Below are 18,670 nucleotides of genomic sequence, written 5' to 3' on the forward strand. Positions count from 1 at the left end.
CACCATAGTCCCGTCGCCAGGCGACGACGGATACCGTCGCGCCGTCCACTACGATGAACTTGGGCGCCATGAGTAATCCAACTGCCATCGCCACCCTCAAGCCCGAGCACCGCGGCCACGTCTTGCTGGTCGACGATGATCCGGGGCTCCTTCGCCTGCTCAGCATCCGCCTGGAGCAGTACGGCTTCTCCGTCGAGGCGGTCAACAACGCCTCAGCGGGCCTGCAGAGTGTGCAGACCCGACGACCCGATGCGGTGATCACCGATCTACGCATGGACGGCATGGACGGGATCAACCTGCTCGAAGCGTTGCAGCGTGAGCATCCGGGCTTGCCCGTGATCCTCATCACCGCCCACGGCACGATCCCCGACGCCGTGCGGGCCACGCAGAGCGGAGCCCTCGCGTTCCTGACCAAGCCGGTTGAGCGCACGGAGCTGCTGGAGGCCTTGGATAAGGCCCTGCGCACGGGTGCCGCACAGGCCGGGAAACCGGAGGAGCAGCAGGACTGGCGCTCCGACATCGTGACCCGCTCGGGCCGGATGGAAGAGCTGCTCGCTGAGCTCGACCGCGTCGCCCAGACGAGCTCCGGCGTAATGCTGGCCGGCGAGGGCGGCACCGGCAAGCGCCTCCTGGCCGAAGCTCTGCATCGGGCGAGCGCGCGCGAGGCCAAGCCCTTCCGGGCCGTGAGCTGCTCCTCCATGAGCGAGGCCATGCTCGATGTGGAGCTGTTCGGTCACGCCGACGGCGAAGTGGCTGCGCAGCCCGGTCAGCTCGTGGAAGCGGACGGCGGCACGGTCTTCCTCAACGACGTCGGCGATCTGCCGCCCGCACTGCAAGCGAAGCTATTGCGGATGCTCACCGACGGCAAGGTGCGACCCGTCGGCGCCACGCACGATGTGGAAGTGGATGTGCGCGTGGTGTGCGCCGTCTCCCAAGACCTTATGCCAGCGATAGGTGACGGCCGTTTTCGGGAAGATCTCTACTACCGCTTGAACGTGGTGCGATTGGAAGTGCCGTCCCTGGCCGAGCGTCGCGAGGATGTCCCCGCCCTGGCCATGCACTTCCTCCAGCGCATCGCCGCGCGTACGGGCGAAGCGCCGAAGATGTTCTCGCCGGAAGCGATGGAGCGCCTGGTCACCGCGGACTGGCCCGGTAATGTGCGCCAGCTGGCAAATCTGATCGAGCAGACCGTGGCTCTGTCCGCGTCGTCGGTCATCAGCGCCAAGCTCGTGGACAAGTCACTCGGCTCCGAGTCGCGGGGGCTGCCGCCACTCGCGCAGGCGCGCGACGAGTTCGTGCGCAACTACCTCCTGCAGCTCCTGCAGACCACCCGAGGCAACGTCAGTCAGGCGGCGCGCCTGGCCCAGCGCAACCGCACCGAGTTCTACAAGCTCCTCGCTCGCCACGACATAAACCCTCAAGCGTTCAAGCGCTGATCCGCAGCGACGCACCGCTCGTCGCGATCGGCGTCGGAACCGCGAGGCTCCTCACGGTTCTGCCTGCTGTGCGCTGGCACGATGCCCCTGATGCTTCGGGGGCACGCACCCCCTCACTCTCGCCTGCGCGCGCCGCGCGCTTCGGAGGTGCTTCTATGGGATTTCACCCGTCACGCTCGGCTGCCAGTGGCCGGCGCATGAGCGTCGTCCGCTCCGTGGCCATCGCCACGACCGTCCTGTCGACCACCGCGTTCGCCAATGCGATCGGCATGTTCAACACCTTGGATGCCGATCACAACGGACTCCTACGACGACCGGAACTCGCCGCCCACCCGGCGCTCACGGCACGTTTTGCGCAGGCCGATCAGAATCGGGACGGGGCGCTTTCGCTAGCGGAGTTCGAGGCCCTGCTCGCCATGCCTGGGGCGACGCCCAGTCTCGAGTGAGCTGACGCGACCCCACGGCCACGGACGCCCGGCAAAGAAAAAGGCCGTCAGCGCAAACGCTGACGGCCTTTTTGCTCGAGGCCGCGGCAACGTCGCTTGGACGCTACCGCTGCTGCCGACGCGGCTTAGGCGCTGCGACGGCGTCGCAGGGCGCCGAGGCCGAGCAGACCGAGGCCGAACAGGGCCAGCTGGCCGGGCTCGCTCACGCGCGTCTGGCGGTTGGAGAAGTCCAACCAGGACTGACGGTTGAAGCTCCACTGGTTGATCGAACCGTCCGCGTTGTAGGCCGCATTGAGATCCCACACCGGGTGGAACCACACACCGATGGAGGCGCCGAAGCCAACACCGCGCCAGCCGTCACCGTCGTTGGGAACTGCCGGATTCGGATCGTTGATCATGCTGGCATCGAGGCTGAAGCCCTGGGTCGCACCGCTGTTGATCAGGTTGCTGCTGTAGTCGCCGAGGTACACGCCGGGGTTGAGCCAGCTGTTGGCGTTGTTTTGGCCGTTGTAGGCGTAGACAGCCAAGCGGTCGTTCACGAAATCCATGTAGAAGATGGCGAGCTCGTTGACGTCGGCCTGCTTGGGGTTCGGGCCGTCGTTCAGCACCAGCCAGGCGCCAGCCATCTGCGAGCCGTTGCGCACGCCGCTCTCTACGGTCCAGGTGACACGCTCGTTGGCGTCATTGTAGGCAGCCGTGACGTTAGAGAAAGAGCCGCCGGAGCCGCCGAAGGTGCCGTTGTTGCTCTCGTAGATGAAGGTGGTGGCGCTGGCGGCGGTGGCCGCGAGCGACAGGGCAGCGATCGCAGCGCCCTTTCCGATCATTGATAGGTTCATGTTGTTGTCTCTTCCTAAAGTTGCTGCCGGCCCTCGCTCCTTCCTGTGAGCTTCAAACGGGCGGGGATTCTTATGAGCAGAAACCACCTAAGCCGGCTATCTCTCTTGTCCCGACGCGACTCCCAAGAGGTGTCACGCCGATCCGTGACTCATTCTTGCATTCTTTGTGCCACTCAGATTTTTTCTTAAGCTTTTCAGACGGTAATGAGTTTTTCGCGGCAGATGCCGTAGGACGATTCGAGGTGAGGTGTATATATTTTCGACGAACGGTCGTCGGCGCCGCGGAGCCTACCGCCGCCGGGGGCGCCTCACGGAGCGTGTGAGGCGGGGCTCTTGGCCGGGTACCTCGGCCTGGCCCGGCACGGCCAGGACCCGCTCCAGGGCGCTGGCAGCAGCGAACAGGGCGGGTTCGCAGCCTCCGATGCCGGCCAGGGTGACGGATGGAGGCAAGCCGGAACGCGGATCCCGGTCGGACCATGCAGGCAGGCAGATCGCGGCCAGATCGAGGTAGTTGCACAAGGTGAGGGGGGTGAGCGTGCGGTTCAGGCCCGGACGCAGGGAGGCCCGATTCATGGCCGAGTGCGGCGGCGCGAGCACGCCGAGCGTGGGCAGCAGGACGAGCCGGTTCGGGCCGAGCAGGCTGGTGTAGCGATCGCGGGCCTGCAGGTAGCGCTTCAGCAAGGCCTGGGCGCGGGCGCCTCCTCGAGGTTTGAGCAGCGGCAGCGCCGTCATGATCTGAAACACGGCGTTGCTCACGGAGGCGCGTCCGCGCACGCGCCGCCAAGTCTCCTGCAACTTGGAGAAGCGGCTGCCGTCCGCCGTGCTCAGCATCTGCTCGAGCATCGGCAGCAACTCGACGGCGAGTACCGCGCCGACGTCACGGGCAAGGCCCTCGATATCCCCGAAGTCCACGGAGACGCGTCGCAGGCCGGCCAGTTCGAGGGCTCGGGCCGCGCGTTGCCAGGCGGAGTTGATCGCCGGGTCGTTCACCTCGAGGGGAAACGGCTCCGGCACCACGAATTCGAGTTCTTCCAGCAGCGGTGGCAGGCCGAGGGGGCCTGCGATCACCTCGCTGATCATGCGTGCGTCGCGCACGGAGCGGGTCAGGGGGCCTACGCAGTGCCAGCCGTCCAGGGTGCCGCTCACGGGGGGCCACACGCCGCGCTTGTCGACGGCGCCCGCCACCGGCTTGTAGCCGACGATGCCGCAGAAGGCGGCCGGGATGCGCAGGGAGCCGAGCATGTCCGACCCCACTGCCGCGGCGACCGAACCGGAGGCCACCAGGGCGGCGTCGCCACCGGAGGAGCCGCCGCAGGTGCGGGTGGGGTCAAGGGGGTTGTTGCTGCGGCCGTAGCGCGGGTTGTCGGTCTCGCCGGCGAGCCCCAACTCGGGCACGTTGCCCCGGGCCAGGATGATCGCGCCCGCCTCCTTCAGCCGCGTGACCACCACAGCATCGCGCGGGCACTCCACCGGCGCCATCCGGCGCGAGCCGGTGGTGACCTGCTCGCCGCCGAGGCCGATCTGTTCCTTCACGCTGATGGGCAGGCCGCCCAAGGGGCCCGCCACAGGCGCTGCGGCCTGGGCGATCGCTCGCTCCGCCCGCACCTGGCAGGCGGCGTTCAGGCGGCTCTGCTCGCGGGTCAGGCGCGCGAGGTGTTCTTCGACCAGCGCGCCTGCGGTCTGGCGACCCTCACGCATGGACGCAAGCAGATCCGTAGCGTCTGGGAACTCGTAGGGCAGTCGCTCTTCCAGTCCACGTACCGGGGGAAGTTCGCCGAGCGTGTCCGGCGTGGGGGCAGGCCCTGAGCTCGGATCCACGCCGGGCACGAGGAAGGGTTCATCGAGTTCCGTTTCGCTAGCGGTCCGATCGGCGTCGGATGACATCCATGACTCTCCTGAAGTGGCTCAGCATCGGACCCGTCGCGTCTTAAGTGCCTCAGCTCCCTAGCCGGCGTCCGGTGTCGGCGGCGGGTCCTGCACGAGATCGTCCATGCGCCGGGTCAGCTGTTCCAACTTGTACCGACCGACGCCGTACACCCACGGCGCCAGGCGCGCGTTCAGCACCTCAGTTTCCGCCCGGACCTGCGCCAGGGGTTTGAATTGCGCGTCGTCGGCGGGGCTGGCACCCTCGCCAGCCGCCGGCGAGGCGTCAGTCTCGCTGGCGTCGCTCGGCGGTGCAAACCGCTGGGCCTGTTCCTCATCGACGCTCGCCTGCAAGGTCAGCCACTGCGCATCGCCCGCGTCGAAGGTCTCTACGTCGAGGACGAGGCCGTCGAAGGTCAGGTACCGCACCTGGGTGAGCCCCTCGGCAACCTTCAAGGGCGAGTCCGTCGCCGCCGCGGCCCTGATGTCCTCCAGGCGCAGGTTAGCCAGGGCGGAGCCGATCGGGTTGGCGATGGCCTCGTAGCGCAGCTCCTGCCCTTCGGGCACGTCGAGCAGGGCGTAGCCTGTCTCCTGCGGATCGGTCTTCTCGATGCGCACGACTTCCCCGTCGGGGTGTGTGATGGTCACCGATTGTATCCGCTCGCCGGGCACGTTCAGGACTACCGGGTCCACCCAGCTGAGCGCGTCTGCTTGCGCGGAGAGGCTACCGCTCACCAGCCAGGTGGAGGCCTCGTCCCCACGTCGAATGTAGGTGGCGCTACCCCGGCGCGCAGCGTTACCCAGGCTGATCGCCTGCGGTCCGTCGAAGGCGTCCGCGGTGAGGGTCACCGTGGTGGGTTCGGTGAGCCCGAGCACAGCGTAGTTCTCCGGATTGCTCGTCTTCTCCTCGAGCAGCGTGGCCTCGGCCAGCGCGAGGAGCAGTTCGCGCACGCGCCCCACCTGCGCCGCATAGCCGTCGCGCTCGCGGATGGACCAACCGTCCTCACCGCGCTCGAGGGTGATCACCTGATCTCCCTCGCTTACCTGCACGCTATCGATAGCGTTGACCGCAGGCGCGAGCGCGGGCAGCAGGGCCTCACCGAGGTTGCTGCCGGTGCTGCTGCCGGTGTCGTCTCCACCGCTCAGCAGCAACGCGGCGCCGAGCGCCACCGCGGCGACGGCGCCCAATACGATCAGCTGATTGGCCTTCATCGATTACGCCTCCCTTGCTCTGCGACTGGTGAACCAGGCGCTGCCGACGGCAAAGAGGATGATCAGCAGGGGCACCAGTGCGATGTTGATGATCTTCAGGACCGTGCCGAGCTGCTCGATGTCCTTATCGAGCTCGCGGCGAACGCGTCGCAGTTCCTGACGAATCTCGAGCTTGCGCGCCTGGAAGCGTTCGATCTCCTCGCGCTGCTCGTCGGAGAGGATCAAGAGGTTGTCCGCATCCGTGCGCGAGCTTTGCAGTTCCGTCAGGCGCGATTCGGTCTCCTCCAGCTCCTTCTGGAGCTGCTGTTCCGTGTCGCGGAAGCGCAGGGCCGCCTCGCGGCGCAGGTCTTCGACGCGCTGGAAGGGCCGGACGAAGCTCGCCCGACCGCGCACGCCGATCAGATCGCTGCTGCCCGTGAGGTTGTCGAGGCTGTTGATCACGAACGCGCCATTGCTCGCGAGCTCCTCGAGCAGCCGCTCCCCGAACAGGCGCTGCACGCGCACCCACAGCTCGTCCGCCAGCAGGTCCACATCGCCCACGAGCACCAGGTTCACCGGGCCGTCGGAGCTCGCGCGGTGGGCCGGCAATGCGGTCGCCGCTTCGAGGTCGTCGGCCACGGGTGCGATGGTGGGCGCACCGTCTGCGAAGGCGCTCGGCAGCTCACCGCTCACGCGTACAGCGATCGGCCAGCGCTCGCCGCTCGGCTCGAAGCCGTCCTGCAGCTCCGCGGGATCGATGGTCACCTTGAAGCGCTGCACCGGGGCCAGGGACGACTCGGGCGTTGTCACCACCAGGGGCTGCAGCTCGAGCGGGGAGTCGTCGCTGAGGCCGAAGTAGCCGGCGATGAGGAAGTTCATGCTGGTGAGCCCACTGGTCACCACATCCTGCTCGGAAAAGCTGTCGCCGGTGAGGCCGATCAGGCCGAGGTGGGAGACGGCGCCGCGGCCGCTGCGGGCCGCGACCTGGAGCGCGGCGCCCGCGTCCAGGATGCCTTGCTCGGCGCTGAACTCGATGCCCCAGGCGTCGAACAGCGTCGGTAGGTTGGACGAGCGATCCGCCATCATCGCGGCCGTGGGGTCGTTCGGGTCCGTGTCGATCTGCTCGAACTGCGAGAAGGGGTCGACGAAGATCATCGCGCGCCCGCCCCCCATCACGAACTGATCGATGGCGTAGACCGTCTGCTCGGAGAGGGACTTCGGATGTACCACGAGCAGTACGTCGATCTCCTCGTCGATCGCGTCGAGGCCATCTTCCAGGTTGCGCACGTCGAAGAGCTGCTGGATCTGAGTGGAGACCGCCCAGGGCTCACGCATACGGTTGGTCAGGGGATCGAAGCCGGACTGCAGGGGCATGCTGCTGAGCAGACCCACGACGGGCTTCTCCGGGTTATCGAGGGTGTAGATCAGGCGCGCGAGATCGTACTCGAGGAACTCCTCCTTCGCGGGATCGAAGAAGGGGATGATCTCCTCATCGTCCACGGAGTTGGTCGCCGCCAGGCCGAAGAAGATGCCGTCCTCCGCGCCGCGCACGGGCACGCCGGGCAAGCCGAAGCGGGAGGCCTCGTCTTCCTCCTCCGAGAAGGGCTGAGGATCGATCACCTGCAGGTTCAGCTTGCCGCGGGAGATCGCCACGAACTCCTCCAGCGTCTCGCGCACGCGGCGCGAGTAGGCGCGCCACTGCGGCAGATCTTCCGTCGCCCGGTCGGAGAAGAAGAAGTACAGGTTGATCGGCTCATCGATATCGCCGAGGACGGCACGGGTGCCGTCCGAGAGCGTGTACAGCTGGTTCTCCGTGAGGTCCAGGCGCACGCCGCGGAACAGGGTGTTGGAGAGCATCACGGCCGCAATGAACAGCACGGCGATGATGGCGAGGGCGCTAAATCCAAGCGCTTTGGTGCGATTCGTATCCATCGTATTCAGCTCCTCGCGAGTTACTCGGCCTTGTTGCCGTCGAGCACGATGGCATTCGCCACCAGCCAGGCACTGATCAGAAACGCGTAGTAGAGCAGGTCGCGCAGGTCGATCACTCCCTTACGAATGGACTCGAAGTGGGTCCATAGGCTGAGTCCCGCCACCGTGTCGACGAGGCTCTGGGGCAGGATCGCGCTGATCGGCTCGAGCACCAGCGGAATCCCGCTCACCAGGAACAGAAAGCACACCACCACGGTGATGATGAAGGCGATCACCTGGTTGCGCGTGATGGCCGAGAGGCAGGTGCCGATGGCGAGGAAGCCACCGGCCATCAGCAGGCTGCCTATGTAGGCGGCGAAGATCACGCCGTTGTCCGGGTCACCGAGGTAGTTGACCGTGATCCAGATGGGGAAGGTCAGTGCCAGGGCGATGCCCGTGAACAGCCAGGCGGCGAGGAACTTGCCGAGCACCGCGTCCATCAGCGTGACCGGCAAGGTCATGAGCAACTCGATGCTGCCGCTCTTGCGCTCCTCGGCCCACAGGCGCATGGAGATCGCCGGTACCAGGAACAGGTACAACCATGGGTGGTAGAAGAAGAACGCGTCCAGCGTCGCGCTACCGCCCTCGTAGAAGTTACCGAAGTAGAACGTAAACATGCCGGCGAGCATCAGGAAGATCACGATGAACACGTAGGCGACGGGGGTGGAGAAGTAGCTCGCCAGCTCCCGGCGCAGGATGATGCCGACGTTGCGCAGGCTGATCTGGTTCATGACAACGCCCCCTTTGCGGCCTGGGTGGTGACGGTGCGGAACACCTCGTCCAGGCGCCCGGACTCGAGCTTGAGCTCGGCCACGGGCCAGCCGGCTTCGCTCGCCATGGCGCTGATCTGCGTGAGCGCCGTGCTGGAACCGTTGGACAAGGCCGTGAGGCGACGGTCGCGGGCGTCCTGTTCGACGGCGCTCACCCCGTCGAGCGCTTCGATCCTGCGCGCCGCGTCCGCCATATCCGTCTCGGCGGAGAAGCGCACGCTCACCGCGTTGTGGTAACGCGAGCGGGCTTCGAGGTTGGCCGGCGTATCGTCAGCGAGGATGCGTCCGCGGGCGATGATGATCGCGCGGTTACACAGGGCGTCCACCTCTTCCAGAATGTGGGTGGAGATGATTACCAGCTTGTCCGCCGCCATGTCGTGGATCAGCGAGCGCACCTCGTGCTTCTGGTTGGGGTCAAGACCGTCCGTAGGCTCGTCCAGGACCAGCACGGCGGGGTCGTGGATGATCGCCTGGGCAAGGCCGACGCGGCGCTTGAAGCCCTTGGATAAGGTCTCGATGCGCTGGTGGAGCACGCGATCGAGGTGCAGGCGAGAGACCGTCTCGGCCATGCGCTGGCGGCGGTGGTCGCCGCTCAGGCCGCGCACGTCGGCGATGAACTCGAGGAAGGAGGCGGGGGTCATCTCGCCGTAGCTGGGCGCGCCCTCTGGCAGGTAGCCGATGGCGCGCTTGGCCTCGACGGGGGCCTCCGTGACGTCGAAGCCGCAGACCCTCGCGGTACCGGATGTCGGCGCTAGAAAGCCCGACAGGATCTTCATGGTGGTGGACTTGCCAGCGCCGTTCGGGCCGAGGAAGCCGAGGACCTCGCCAGGACGCACCTGGAAGCTCAGTCCATCGACGGCCGTCAGGTCGCCGTAGCGCTTGGTTAGCTGCTCTGTCTCAATCATCGCCAGCCGCTCCCGATAAGGTTCGGTTCCGATCTTTCGTATTCGGACAACTGCGCTCGCCGGCGGAAGCCACGCGGGAAGGCGTGGGCCGGCAGCACTCGTTTCGTGCGAGTCGGTGGCAGCGGGGCACGGGGAGCTACGGGGGAGGCAGCTCCGGCGGGCCTTCGGATCGCTGCCGCCGAGCGGGGCGTATTTCTACCACGCCCCGCTCAGATTTCAAGGGGGGACCTCGGTAATGCCCTGATTTAGGACGGGCTAATCGCGAGGTCGATTAGAGCTTCTCGATCAGGCAGTCGGCGAAGGCGCTGCACTTAACCTCCTTCGCACCGTCCATGAGACGGGCGAAATCGTAGGTCACCGAGCCGCTGGCGATGGTGGCGTCCATGGCCGCGATGATGCGGTCGGCCGCTTCGGTCCAGCCCATGTAGCGCAGCATCATCTCGCCGGAGAGCACCAGGGACCCGGGGTTGACCTTGTCCTGGTTGGCGTACTTCGGCGCTGTGCCGTGGGTGGCCTCGAACACGGCGTGGCCGGTGTCGTAGTTGATGTTGCCGCCGGGGGCGATGCCGATGCCACCCACCTGCGCCGCCAACGCATCGGAGAGGTAGTCGCCGTTCAGGTTGAGGGTGGCGATGACATCGAACTCGCGCGGACGGGTCAGCACCTGCTGCAGGGTGATGTCGGCGATCGCGTCCTTGACCAGGATGCGACCGTCGGCGAGGGCAGCGTCTTGTTCCTCGTTGGCCGCGGGCTGGCCCTTCTCCTGCAGCGTGCGTTCCCACTGGCTCCAGGTGTAGGTCTCCTGCGGGAACTCCTTCTCGGCCAACTCATAGCCCCAGTTCCGGAATGCACCTTCCGTGAACTTCATGATGTTGCCCTTGTGCACGAAGGTGACGCTCTTGCGCTCGTTGGCGATGGCGTACTGGATCGCGGCGCGAACCAGGCGACCGGTGCCCTGGGGCGAGACGGGCTTGATGCCGATGCCCACTTCCTCGGGGAAGCGGATCTTGCCGAACTCGCGGGGGAAGTGCTCCTTCAGCATCCCGAGGAACTTCTGGTTCGCCTCGCTCCCGGCCTCGAACTCGATGCCCGCATAAATGTCTTCGGTGTTTTCGCGGAAGATGACCATGTCTACTTCCTGCGGTGCGCGCACCGGGGAGGGCACGCCCTCGAACCAACGCACGGGTCGCAGGCAGACGTAGAGGTCCAGCAGCTGGCGCAGGGCCACGTTGAGGGAGCGGATGCCGCCACCGACCGGCGTGGTCAGGGGGCCCTTGATCGAGACCAGGTACTCGCGGCAGGCCTCCACGGTGGCCTCAGGAAGCCAGCTGCCGGTCTGGTTGAAGGCCTTCTCACCGGCCAGAATCTCCATCCAGTGGATCTGCCGCGAGCCGCCGTAGGCCGCCTTCACGGCCGCATCGAGCACGCGCACGGTGGCTCGCCAGATGTCGGGGCCGGTGCCATCACCCTCGATGAAGGGCACGATCGGGTTGTCCGGAACGGATAGCTTGCCGTCGGCGATGGTGATGCGCGCGCCGCCGGCGGGCGGCGTCGGGCTCGAATGGTCAGTCATACCTGCCTCGTCTATTGGGTTGTCGTCGTGCTTGCCAGGGGCTTCAGGCGTTGGCGCCTGAGCCGCCTGGTCGGCGGGTGTAGCGGTCCGGTCGGGGTTGCTCGACCGGCTCGTAGATCAGCGTGGGGCGATCGCCCGCACGGGAGAAGAGGTGTTCGGCGCGCATTTTCTCGAGCGCCTCGTCCCGTGCCCGCTCGCTGGCGTACCAGCGGTACATGGTGTTGTCGTTACCAAGAATGTTCACAAAGGCATCGGTCGCTGGCAGGCGCATGCGGATACCATAGACATGGTCTCCAGCCGTGCGAATTCGACCGGGGTCGGTGTTTTCAGATGAACTCATGTTGCCGGGTGTCCGATGGGGTTAACACGGGCGCGCAGAGCAAGTTGAGTGGCACGCAGGGCCGAAGATCAGGCAAGCTCCGCTTTGCGGCGCAAATTGTGTCACAAATCCAAGGCCGACTGGGCTGGCTCGGGAGGGGGGCCTCGAAGTCGCGAGCGCGTGACTGCTCAGTGGGTCGGGAGAAAGGACGTGTCTAACGCTAGTGCAAGCGAGATCGCGGGGGAGCCGAGGGGCTCGACCAAGATTTACCTAATCGACGATCACCAGGGTGTACGGGCCGGATTGCGCGGTCTGCTGGACAACGTGGCGGATATGGAGGTTGTCGGCGAGGCGGGCGACGGCACCCACGCGCTGCAGTGCATCGTAGACGACCGACCCGAGGTGGTGATCACCGACCTGAGCATGGACGGCATGGACGGCCTCGAGGCCATCGCGGCCCTCAAGGCGCTGCCGAACGCCCCCAGCGTTGTCGTCTGGTCCATGTACCACAAGCCCGAACAGGTGCGGCGCGCCGTGCTGGCAGGCGCCGACGGCTACGTGGCCAAGGGCGATGAGTTCCGCCACGTGGTGCAGGCGGTGCGCTCGGTGATGCTCGGCCAACGCTACTTCTCAGCCGCGGTGCGCGACTGGGAGCAGGCCGTGGGCGATTCGCGCTTGGAGAGCCTCACGCCGCGCCAGCGCGAGATCCTGCAGCTGATCGCCGAAGGTCATCGCACGCGGCAGATCGCGGAGATGCTCGGCGTGGCGGCGAAGACCGTCGACACGCACCGCACGCAGCTGATGCAGCGGTTGAACATCCACGACATCGCCGGCCTCACGCGCTTCGCCATCGAAGTGGGCTTGATCAACCTCAGCAGCGAGACGCCTCGCTCCTGATCGAGCCACCTGGCGGCCTGCGCGCCGCCAGGGCCAACACCCCGATCCGACGCCATCCAGTAGAGCGCCCGCCGCAAGGTGGGTATTATCTAACGCGCTATCCAAGGCCGACCCGATCCCGGGCGGTTGCGGCGTCGAGGAGTCCCGAGCCAAGGTGCCTGATCGTATTCAGAGGCGGGCTGCCCAGAGCGGCGCCGCCCATGTCGCTGTCGATGCGTCCGAAAACCTGATCACTTGCAGCGGTCGCTGGACCTCTGGCTGTCTCGGCGACATGGAGCTGCGTCTGACCAAGCTCCCCCTGACCACCGGCAGCGTGGTGGTCGATCTCGAATCCGTCACCGCCCTGGACATGACCGGCGCCTGGCTCGTGCACCGCACGCGCGAGCGCCTGGAGGCGGACGGTCGCGCGGTCCAGGTGGTGGGGGCGACGGACGTCGCCAAGCGCCTCCTCGAGCTGGTGGAGAACAACCGGCCGGGCCAGGTCCCCGCGAGCACCGACAGCCACGGCCTGGTGGAGGACATCGGGCGTTCCAGCACGCGCCAGGTCGCCTTCTACGTCGAGTTCCTCGAGTTCGTTGGCAACGTCACCTACCTGGCGATGCGCGCGGCCTTGCGGCCGGCCACCATGTACTGGGCGGTGATCGTCAAGGAGTTGGAGGAAGCGGGCTTTGATGCCTTGCCCATCGTCGGCCTGCTTACCACCCTGATCGGCGTGGTCATCGCCTACCAGGGCGGCATCGTGCTGGCCCAGTACGGCGGGAGCATCTTCATCGCGGACATGGTGGGTGCCGCGATCCTGCGCGAGCTGTCACCCTTGATTACGGCGATCATCGTCGCCGGCCGCACGGGATCGGCCTACACGGCGCAGATCGGCACCATGCAGGTGACCGAAGAGGTGGATGCCCTGCGCAGCATGGGCATCTCCCCCATCGATCTGCTGGTGCTACCGAAGGTGATTGCGCTGGTGGTGGCCCTGCCGTTGCTCACCATGTTCGGTGACATCATGGGCCTGCTCGGCGGTGCGATCATGGCCAACGCGCTGCTCGACATTAGCCTCAACAGCTTTGTCGATCGCCTGAGCCAGGTGATCAACATCGAGACGTTCCTGATCGGGATCGGTAAGGCGCCGGTCTTCGCCGCCATCATCGCTGGCGTGGGCACCTTCCAGGGCTTTCGGGTCAGTGGTGGCGCCGACTCGGTCGGCAAGCAGACCACCTTGTGCGTGGTTCAGTGCATCTTCCTGGTCATCGTGGTGGATGCGATCTTCTCGATCATCTTCTCGAGGCTGGGCATTTGAGCGAGCACATACACATCGAGGGCGAACGCGAGGTGGTGGTGCGCATCCGGCGCCTGGCCACGCAGTTCGGCGATCGCGTGGTGCACAAGGACATCAACCTCGACGTCTACCGCGGCGAGGTGACGGCCGTGGTGGGGGGCTCGGGCAGCGGCAAGTCCACCCTGATGCGCGAGATGGTCATGCTGCAGGAACCGTCGGCGGGGTCGGTGCAGGTGTTGGGGCAGGAGGTGGTCGGCATCGGCGACATGCAGTCGCTGCCCCTGCGGCGGCGCCTGGGGGTGATGTTCCAGTACGGCGCCCTGTTCGGCGATCAGACGGTGCTGGAGAACGTCGGCGTGCCCCTGCGCGAACACACCTCGCTCAGCGATGAGCTGATCGACGAGGTGGCCATGATGAAGCTCGGCATGGTCGGCCTCGACCCCGCGGTGGCGCCGCTCTACCCCTCGCAGATCTCCGGTGGCATGCGCAAGCGCGCCGCCATGGCCCGCGCCATCGCGCTGGACCCTGAGATGATCTTTCTCGATGAGCCGAGTTCCGGCCTAGACCCGGTCAGCGCCGATGCCCTCGACAGCTTGATCCTGCGCTTGCAGAGCCTGCTCGGTCTGACCGTTGTGTCCATCACCCACGACATGGACTCCCTCTGGCGAATCGCCGATCGGGTGGTACTGCTCGGCAAGCAACGCATCCTCGCGGTGGGTAGCATGGAGGAGTTGCGCGACAGCGACGACCCGGACGTGCAGGAGTTCTTCGCCGGTCCCCGGGGCCGCTTCAGCGCCAGTGCGCACGTTAAGGAGCAGTCGGCATGACGCCCAAAACCAGCTACGTCCTCGTCGGCCTCTTCGTGCTGATGCTGGGCGCAGCCTTGATCGCCACCATCCTCTGGCTCACCACGGGCGGGCCGCCGAAGGATTATCGCGAGTACTTCGTGTACATGACCGAGTCCGTGTCCGGCCTTGCCGTGGACTCGCCGGTGAAGTACAAGGGCGTGGATCGCGGCCGCGTGCGCCGCATCGAGCTCGATCCGGACAACCCCGAGCTGGTGCGCCTGACCCTATTGGTTCTGGAAGGTACGCCGGTGAACGTAGACACGGTGGCCGTGCTGGAGCAGCAGGGCATTACGGGCATCGCCGCCATCAACTTGAGCGGCGGCAGCATGGTGTCGCCACCGCTGGAGCCGGGGCCAAACGGTGAGCCCGCGGTCATCAAGAGTCGTCCTTCCCTGTTCACGCGTCTGGACCAGGCGGCATCCGAGCTCATTCAGAGCATCAACGAGACCAGCCAGCGCATGCAGGATCTGCTCAACCTGGAGAACCGCGACGCGGTGCAGGACCTCCTGGCGAACCTGGTCGAGGTCTCGCGCAACCTCAACCAGCGCCTGGACGATGTGGAGGGCCTGGTGGACAACGTCGACGGGCTGACCACCGAACTGCGCACGTCCATCGCGGGCGCGCCAGCTCTGCTGGAGACGGCCACCGAGAGCGCCGCGGCCTTCGGTGATGCCGCACGCACCTACGAGGCCCTCGCCGGCGATCTGCGCGAGACCATCGACGGCATCAGCGAGAACCTGGTCGGTAGCTCCCGTGAGCTGGAGCATTTCGCCACCACCGCCTTGCCCGAGGCCGAGTCGCTCATGTACGAGCTTCGATACGCGTCGGAGGCCCTGCGCCGGGCCAGCGAATCGGTGGAGCGTGACCCCAGCGCGTTGCTGTTCGGCCTGCCGGCGCCGCCGCCGGGACCGGGCGAGAAGGGAGGAAGCTACTAGTGGTGTTCGCGAACGACGTTCGTCGGGCTGTGCTGCTTCGCGGCCTGGGGCTTTGTGTCGCCGGCGTCGCGGCCCTGCTGCTCTCGGGGTGCAGCGTGTTGGGCGGATCGACCGAGCCGGTCGCCTCCTACCGCCTCGAAGGGGCGGGCGCTTCGGTAAGCGCTTTCACCGGTGAGGCCTGTTGCGTACTTGAGGTGCGAACGCCGCTGCCAGCCCCGGGGTTCGCCACGGCGCGCATGATCTACCAGCGCAACGATTATCAGAACGAGGCCTTCGCCTACGCGGAGTGGGTGGATACGCTGCCCACCATGTTGCGGGCGAGCATGATCGATACCTTCGATAGCCTCGGTCGCTTCGAGAGCGTGGTCGGCGCGCCCTCGCCGCAGCTGCCGGACTATCGCCTGGAGAGCCGGGGGCTGATGGTCATCCAGCGCTTCGATGGGCAGAGCAGTGAGGTGGAACTCACCCTTCGTGCCCGGGTCGTGGATGCGGATGAACGCGAACTGCTCGGCGCCCGCCGCTTCTCCGTGGTGGTGCGCGCAGTTCCCGCCAACTCCGAGGGCGGCGTGCAAGCTGCCAACGAGGCCCTCGATAAGCTAATGGATGAGTTGACTCGCTACGTACTCGAGCTGGTCGACGGTTGATCGGTGCGGGCGCTGGCCCGTTGAAACAGCGCCCGACAGTGCTCGGCCACCTCCCGTGGCCGCTCGAGCATCGGCAGATGGCCCGTGTCGGGCAGGATCACCACCTCGGCGTCCGGCAGGAGACGCCCGAACATCTGCGCATCCTCCACCGGTAGTACCCGGTCCTCGCGACCCCACAGCACCAGGGCGGGCACGGTGGGCAGCGCGGGGCCGTGTTCGAGGGGTTCGTAGCTGTCCTGATATTCGTTGAACACCCGTTCGTACCAGGCTCGATGGGCCATGGCGCGGTCGCCGAGGTGATCCAGCACCCGCCCCGGCACCACCGGTGGCTTGACGAACATCATCGAGGTGAGTCGACGAAAGTCCTGGCGCGAATCGGCGAGCAGGAGGTTGCGCCCCCCTGCCAAGGCCTGGTGGAACTCGGTGCTGCCCTGGGGGTCTACGCCAGCAGCATCCAGCAGCCCCAGGGAGCGTACGCGCTCGGGGTGGGCGCGGGCGAAGGCCGCGGCCAGGTGGCCGCCCATGGAGTTGCCGACCACGTGCACGGCGTCGAGGCCCAGGGCATCGAGCAGGGCGACGATGCGCTCCACCTGCGCCGGCACGGCGTAGGAGGCGTGGGTATCGCAACTGGACTCACCGAAGCCCGGCAGATCCGGCGCCACCACCTCGTAGTGGCGGGTGAGGTGCACGGCCATGCGCGGCCAGTGGTAGCGATCCGCCCCGAAACCGTGCAGGAGCAGAACGGGCTCGCCGCTGCCGCCACGCAGGTACGCGAGGTCGTGGCCCGCCACCTGCACGCGGGCGTTGCGCAGTCGCGCCCGGCCCCGCTCGGCGAACATGGCCAGTGCGTAGACTAGGTCTGGACGGAACTGGTAAAACGCGGCTGCGCCGAGGATGCAGGCGATTGCAATTGGAAACCACATCCGAGGATTGTGGCGACGCAGCAAAAAGAAGGCAAGGGCCCAGCGATTCCCGTGAAGCGCTCGAGTAGTTCGTAACCTCTATGAAAAAACAGATAATTTTCCTTATCGCGCTGTTCCTGCTGATCCAGTACCGGATGGATCTGTTGGCATGGGCGCTGCCGAGCGGGCCGAGCTACGATCCAGAGCTCCACGGCGAGGTGGTGCTGCTGAGCACCAGCGGTTGTCGGTTCTGCAAGAGCGAGCGCGAGTATCTCGCGGATCACGGCGTGCCCTTCGTCGAGTACGACGTCTCCTCCGACGCCCTGGGCGCCCAGCTCTTCCGCATGACCGGCAAGCAGGGCGTACCGATGCTGCTGGTGGGCGATGAGGTGGTGCAGGGCTTCAATCCCCTCGCCATTCGCGGTGCCTTCCAGCGCGTGGCGCAAGCGGAAGCCGACCGGCGCTGACTAGAAGCCGTATCCCAGGGTGCGGATTTCGGCCACGGCCCCGCCCTCGAGGCGAACCTGGCGCATCAGTCGGCGCGGACCGAAGTTGTAGGTCCACACCTCCACGCTCACCGGGTTCAACGGGGAGGCGAAGGGGGCGTAGAAGCGGTCGCCGAACACGGTGGCACCGGGTACGAGGAGCGCGGGAAACCGTTCGATGGTCGCCGGTTCGCCACATTCCTTCAGCACTTCGATCTGGTGATCGCCGACGCTCACCACGGCCTGGCCGCAGCGCATGGCGTTGCCGTAGGCCGTCTGGCCCGCCAGTAAGAGCCCGGCGCCAAGCCAGGCCAGGAAGGTTGATCGTGGCATCTTGCCCATGAGGTGCTCCTGCGCTACCGCGGACGCCGCCGGCTGGGCGGGCCGCTCACCGTCATTGTCGCCGGCGCTCCTGAACAGCATCTTAACTCGCGTACAATCAGGATTAGCCCCCGCGCCTGCGGGGGCTGCTTGATCTACCCATGGGAGTTCCTGCATGAGCACCGAGCTGCGCAAGGGCCACGCGCCCGGTGATGCGCCCCCGCCGCCACTGCCGCGAAAGCCCGTGGAGGTACTGGAGCGCCTGCTCGTTCCGGAGGATCTCGAGGCGGCGCTCGCCCGCTTGGATCGACCCAGCGGCTCCTACGATTACGACCCCTGGGGCCTCTCCATCGAGCGCTCCAAACTGTTCGTCGGCCTGGTCAAGCGCCTGTACGATAACTACTTCCGGGTCACGGCCCATGGCCTGGAGAACGTGCCCGCCAAGGGGCGCGCCCTGATCATCGCCAACCACTCGGGGCAGCTGCCGATCGACGCCACCCTGATGGCCATGGCGATGCTCACCAGCCCCTACGCGCCGCGCGCCCCCCGCGCCATGATCGAGCGCTTCTTCCCGAAAGTGCCCTTCGTCGGCAACCTGCTGAACCGCGTGGGGGCGGTGATCGGCGATCCCCTCAACTGCTCGCGCATGCTCGAGAACGAGGAGGCGATCATCGTCTTCCCGGAAGGCGTACGCGGTTCGGGCAAGCTCTACCGCGACCGCTATCAGCTGCAGCGCTTCGGGGCCGGCTTCATGCATCTGGCGATGGAGCATCGCGCGCCGATCGTGCCCGTGGGGGTGGTGGGCTGCGAGGAGACCATGCCGTCGCTCGCGGACATCAAACCGATCTCCCGCCTGCTCGGTCTGCCGTACTTCCCGCTCACCACCCTCGTGCCCCTGCCGGCACGGGTCAGCCTCTACTTCGGCGAACCGATGGAGTTCGCCGGCGAGGTGACGAGCGAGGCGGACGTGGTGGCGCGGGTGGATCAGGTGAAGGACGCGATACGTGGCCTGATCGCTCGGGGCTTGTCCGAGCGCGAGAGCATTTTCTGAA

19 protein-coding genes are annotated in these 18,670 nt (G+C 66.6%); 9 read left to right on the top strand and 10 right to left on the bottom strand.

Annotated features, from left to right (window positions below):
- The first annotated feature begins 68 nt into the window (after positions 1 to 68).
- Entirely contained in the window at positions 69 to 1,436 is a 1,368-nt protein-coding gene (locus tag AAF184_08095; protein MEO0422279.1) for a sigma 54-interacting transcriptional regulator, read from the top strand.
- A gap of 197 nt (positions 1,437 to 1,633) precedes the next feature.
- Positions 1,634 to 1,882: an EF-hand domain-containing protein gene (locus AAF184_08100; protein ID MEO0422280.1), complete on the top strand. Its 249-nt coding sequence runs from the start codon at positions 1,634 to 1,636 to the stop codon at positions 1,880 to 1,882.
- A 125-nt stretch (positions 1,883 to 2,007) separates the two neighbouring features.
- Here AAF184_08100 and AAF184_08105 read toward each other — a convergent pair whose 3' ends face one another.
- From AAF184_08105 to AAF184_08140, 8 genes are all read right to left on the bottom strand, one after another.
- Positions 2,008 to 2,718 (bottom strand): PEP-CTERM sorting domain-containing protein, encoded by a 711-nt coding sequence (locus AAF184_08105; protein MEO0422281.1) that lies wholly within the window; start codon positions 2,716 to 2,718, stop codon positions 2,008 to 2,010.
- A gap of 288 nt (positions 2,719 to 3,006) precedes the next feature.
- Positions 3,007 to 4,602 (bottom strand): amidase, encoded by a 1,596-nt coding sequence (locus tag AAF184_08110; GenBank protein MEO0422282.1) that lies wholly within the window; start codon positions 4,600 to 4,602, stop codon positions 3,007 to 3,009.
- Between the two features lie 60 nt (positions 4,603 to 4,662).
- The gene (locus AAF184_08115; GenBank protein MEO0422283.1) at positions 4,663 to 5,793 is read right to left on the bottom strand and encodes a DUF4340 domain-containing protein; all 1,131 of its coding nucleotides are present in this window, start codon (positions 5,791 to 5,793) and stop codon (positions 4,663 to 4,665) included.
- Positions 5,794 to 5,796: 3 nt separating this feature from the next.
- Positions 5,797 to 7,704, bottom strand: a complete 1,908-nt coding sequence (locus AAF184_08120; protein ID MEO0422284.1) for a Gldg family protein — start codon at positions 7,702 to 7,704, stop codon at positions 5,797 to 5,799.
- Between the two features lie 20 nt (positions 7,705 to 7,724).
- On the bottom strand, positions 7,725 to 8,459 hold the full coding sequence (locus tag AAF184_08125) for an ABC transporter permease subunit (protein MEO0422285.1): 735 nt from the start codon (positions 8,457 to 8,459) through the stop codon (positions 7,725 to 7,727).
- A gap of 11 nt (positions 8,460 to 8,470) precedes the next feature.
- On the bottom strand, positions 8,471 to 9,418 hold the full coding sequence (locus AAF184_08130) for an ATP-binding cassette domain-containing protein (protein ID MEO0422286.1): 948 nt from the start codon (positions 9,416 to 9,418) through the stop codon (positions 8,471 to 8,473).
- A gap of 271 nt (positions 9,419 to 9,689) precedes the next feature.
- Complete coding sequence (gene icd, locus AAF184_08135) at positions 9,690 to 10,991, bottom strand: NADP-dependent isocitrate dehydrogenase (protein MEO0422287.1); 1,302 nt, start codon at positions 10,989 to 10,991, stop codon at positions 9,690 to 9,692.
- Positions 10,992 to 11,034: 43 nt separating this feature from the next.
- A complete protein-coding gene (locus AAF184_08140; protein MEO0422288.1) occupies positions 11,035 to 11,331 on the bottom strand; it encodes a hypothetical protein in 297 nt (98 codons plus the stop codon).
- A 189-nt stretch (positions 11,332 to 11,520) separates the two neighbouring features.
- Between AAF184_08140 and AAF184_08145 the strand changes: the two genes are divergently transcribed.
- The 5 genes from AAF184_08145 to lptE all read left to right on the top strand — a co-directional run bounded on the left by AAF184_08145 (position 11,521) and on the right by lptE (position 15,910).
- Positions 11,521 to 12,207 carry a response regulator transcription factor gene (locus AAF184_08145; GenBank protein MEO0422289.1) on the top strand — a complete coding sequence of 229 codons (687 nt, stop codon included), beginning with the start codon at positions 11,521 to 11,523 and terminating at the stop codon, positions 12,205 to 12,207.
- A gap of 154 nt (positions 12,208 to 12,361) precedes the next feature.
- A complete protein-coding gene (locus AAF184_08150) occupies positions 12,362 to 13,504 on the top strand; it encodes an MlaE family lipid ABC transporter permease subunit (protein ID MEO0422290.1) in 1,143 nt (380 codons plus the stop codon).
- Positions 13,501 to 14,310 carry an ATP-binding cassette domain-containing protein gene (locus AAF184_08155; GenBank protein MEO0422291.1) on the top strand — a complete coding sequence of 270 codons (810 nt, stop codon included), beginning with the start codon at positions 13,501 to 13,503 and terminating at the stop codon, positions 14,308 to 14,310. The genes AAF184_08150 and AAF184_08155 overlap by 4 nt, the downstream gene beginning before the upstream one ends.
- A complete protein-coding gene (locus AAF184_08160) occupies positions 14,307 to 15,266 on the top strand; it encodes an MlaD family protein (protein MEO0422292.1) in 960 nt (319 codons plus the stop codon). Before AAF184_08155 ends, AAF184_08160 begins: the two co-directional genes overlap by 4 nt.
- A 2-nt stretch (positions 15,267 to 15,268) precedes the next feature.
- Positions 15,269 to 15,910: an LPS assembly lipoprotein LptE gene (gene lptE, locus AAF184_08165; protein MEO0422293.1), complete on the top strand. Its 642-nt coding sequence runs from the start codon at positions 15,269 to 15,271 to the stop codon at positions 15,908 to 15,910.
- On the opposite strand, the gene AAF184_08170 is transcribed toward lptE, so the two are convergent.
- The gene (locus tag AAF184_08170) at positions 15,883 to 16,833 is read right to left on the bottom strand and encodes an alpha/beta fold hydrolase (protein MEO0422294.1); all 951 of its coding nucleotides are present in this window, start codon (positions 16,831 to 16,833) and stop codon (positions 15,883 to 15,885) included. The genes lptE and AAF184_08170 overlap by 28 nt on opposite strands.
- 80 nt (positions 16,834 to 16,913) lie before the next feature.
- Between AAF184_08170 and AAF184_08175 the strand changes: the two genes are divergently transcribed.
- Complete coding sequence (locus tag AAF184_08175; protein ID MEO0422295.1) at positions 16,914 to 17,279, top strand: glutaredoxin family protein; 366 nt, start codon at positions 16,914 to 16,916, stop codon at positions 17,277 to 17,279.
- Here the strand turns inward: AAF184_08175 and AAF184_08180 are convergent, their stop codons facing one another.
- On the bottom strand, positions 17,280 to 17,720 hold the full coding sequence (locus AAF184_08180) for a DUF2845 domain-containing protein (GenBank protein MEO0422296.1): 441 nt from the start codon (positions 17,718 to 17,720) through the stop codon (positions 17,280 to 17,282).
- Positions 17,721 to 17,793: 73 nt separating this feature from the next.
- Between AAF184_08180 and AAF184_08185 the strand changes: the two genes are divergently transcribed.
- Positions 17,794 to 18,669 (top strand): lysophospholipid acyltransferase family protein, encoded by an 876-nt coding sequence (locus AAF184_08185; protein MEO0422297.1) that lies wholly within the window; start codon positions 17,794 to 17,796, stop codon positions 18,667 to 18,669.
- The last annotated feature ends 1 nt before the right edge of the window (position 18,670 follow it).

Source organism: Pseudomonadota bacterium, from assembly GCA_039815145.1.
Lineage (GTDB): Bacteria > Pseudomonadota > Gammaproteobacteria > Steroidobacterales > JBCBZW01 > JBCBZW01.

Excerpts from the sequence above, each read along its gene's own strand:
- AAF184_08095 (MEO0422279.1), top strand. The coding sequence starts at position 69 with ATGAGTAATCCAACTGCCATCGCCACCCTCAAGCCCGAGCACCGCGGC.
- AAF184_08100 (MEO0422280.1), top strand. The coding sequence starts at position 1,634 with ATGAGCGTCGTCCGCTCCGTGGCCATCGCCACGACCGTCCTGTCGACC.
- AAF184_08105 (MEO0422281.1), bottom strand. The coding sequence starts at position 2,718 with ATGAACCTATCAATGATCGGAAAGGGCGCTGCGATCGCTGCCCTGTCG.
- AAF184_08110 (MEO0422282.1), bottom strand. The coding sequence starts at position 4,602 with ATGTCATCCGACGCCGATCGGACCGCTAGCGAAACGGAACTCGATGAA.
- AAF184_08115 (MEO0422283.1), bottom strand. The coding sequence starts at position 5,793 with ATGAAGGCCAATCAGCTGATCGTATTGGGCGCCGTCGCCGCGGTGGCG.
- AAF184_08120 (MEO0422284.1), bottom strand. The coding sequence starts at position 7,704 with ATGGATACGAATCGCACCAAAGCGCTTGGATTTAGCGCCCTCGCCATC.
- AAF184_08130 (MEO0422286.1), bottom strand. The coding sequence starts at position 9,418 with ATGATTGAGACAGAGCAGCTAACCAAGCGCTACGGCGACCTGACGGCC.
- icd (MEO0422287.1), bottom strand. The coding sequence starts at position 10,991 with ATGACTGACCATTCGAGCCCGACGCCGCCCGCCGGCGGCGCGCGCATC.
- AAF184_08140 (MEO0422288.1), bottom strand. The coding sequence starts at position 11,331 with ATGAGTTCATCTGAAAACACCGACCCCGGTCGAATTCGCACGGCTGGA.
- AAF184_08160 (MEO0422292.1), top strand. The coding sequence starts at position 14,307 with ATGACGCCCAAAACCAGCTACGTCCTCGTCGGCCTCTTCGTGCTGATG.
- AAF184_08170 (MEO0422294.1), bottom strand. The coding sequence starts at position 16,833 with ATGTGGTTTCCAATTGCAATCGCCTGCATCCTCGGCGCAGCCGCGTTT.
- AAF184_08175 (MEO0422295.1), top strand. The coding sequence starts at position 16,914 with ATGAAAAAACAGATAATTTTCCTTATCGCGCTGTTCCTGCTGATCCAG.
- AAF184_08180 (MEO0422296.1), bottom strand. The coding sequence starts at position 17,720 with ATGCTGTTCAGGAGCGCCGGCGACAATGACGGTGAGCGGCCCGCCCAG.
- AAF184_08185 (MEO0422297.1), top strand. The coding sequence starts at position 17,794 with ATGAGCACCGAGCTGCGCAAGGGCCACGCGCCCGGTGATGCGCCCCCG.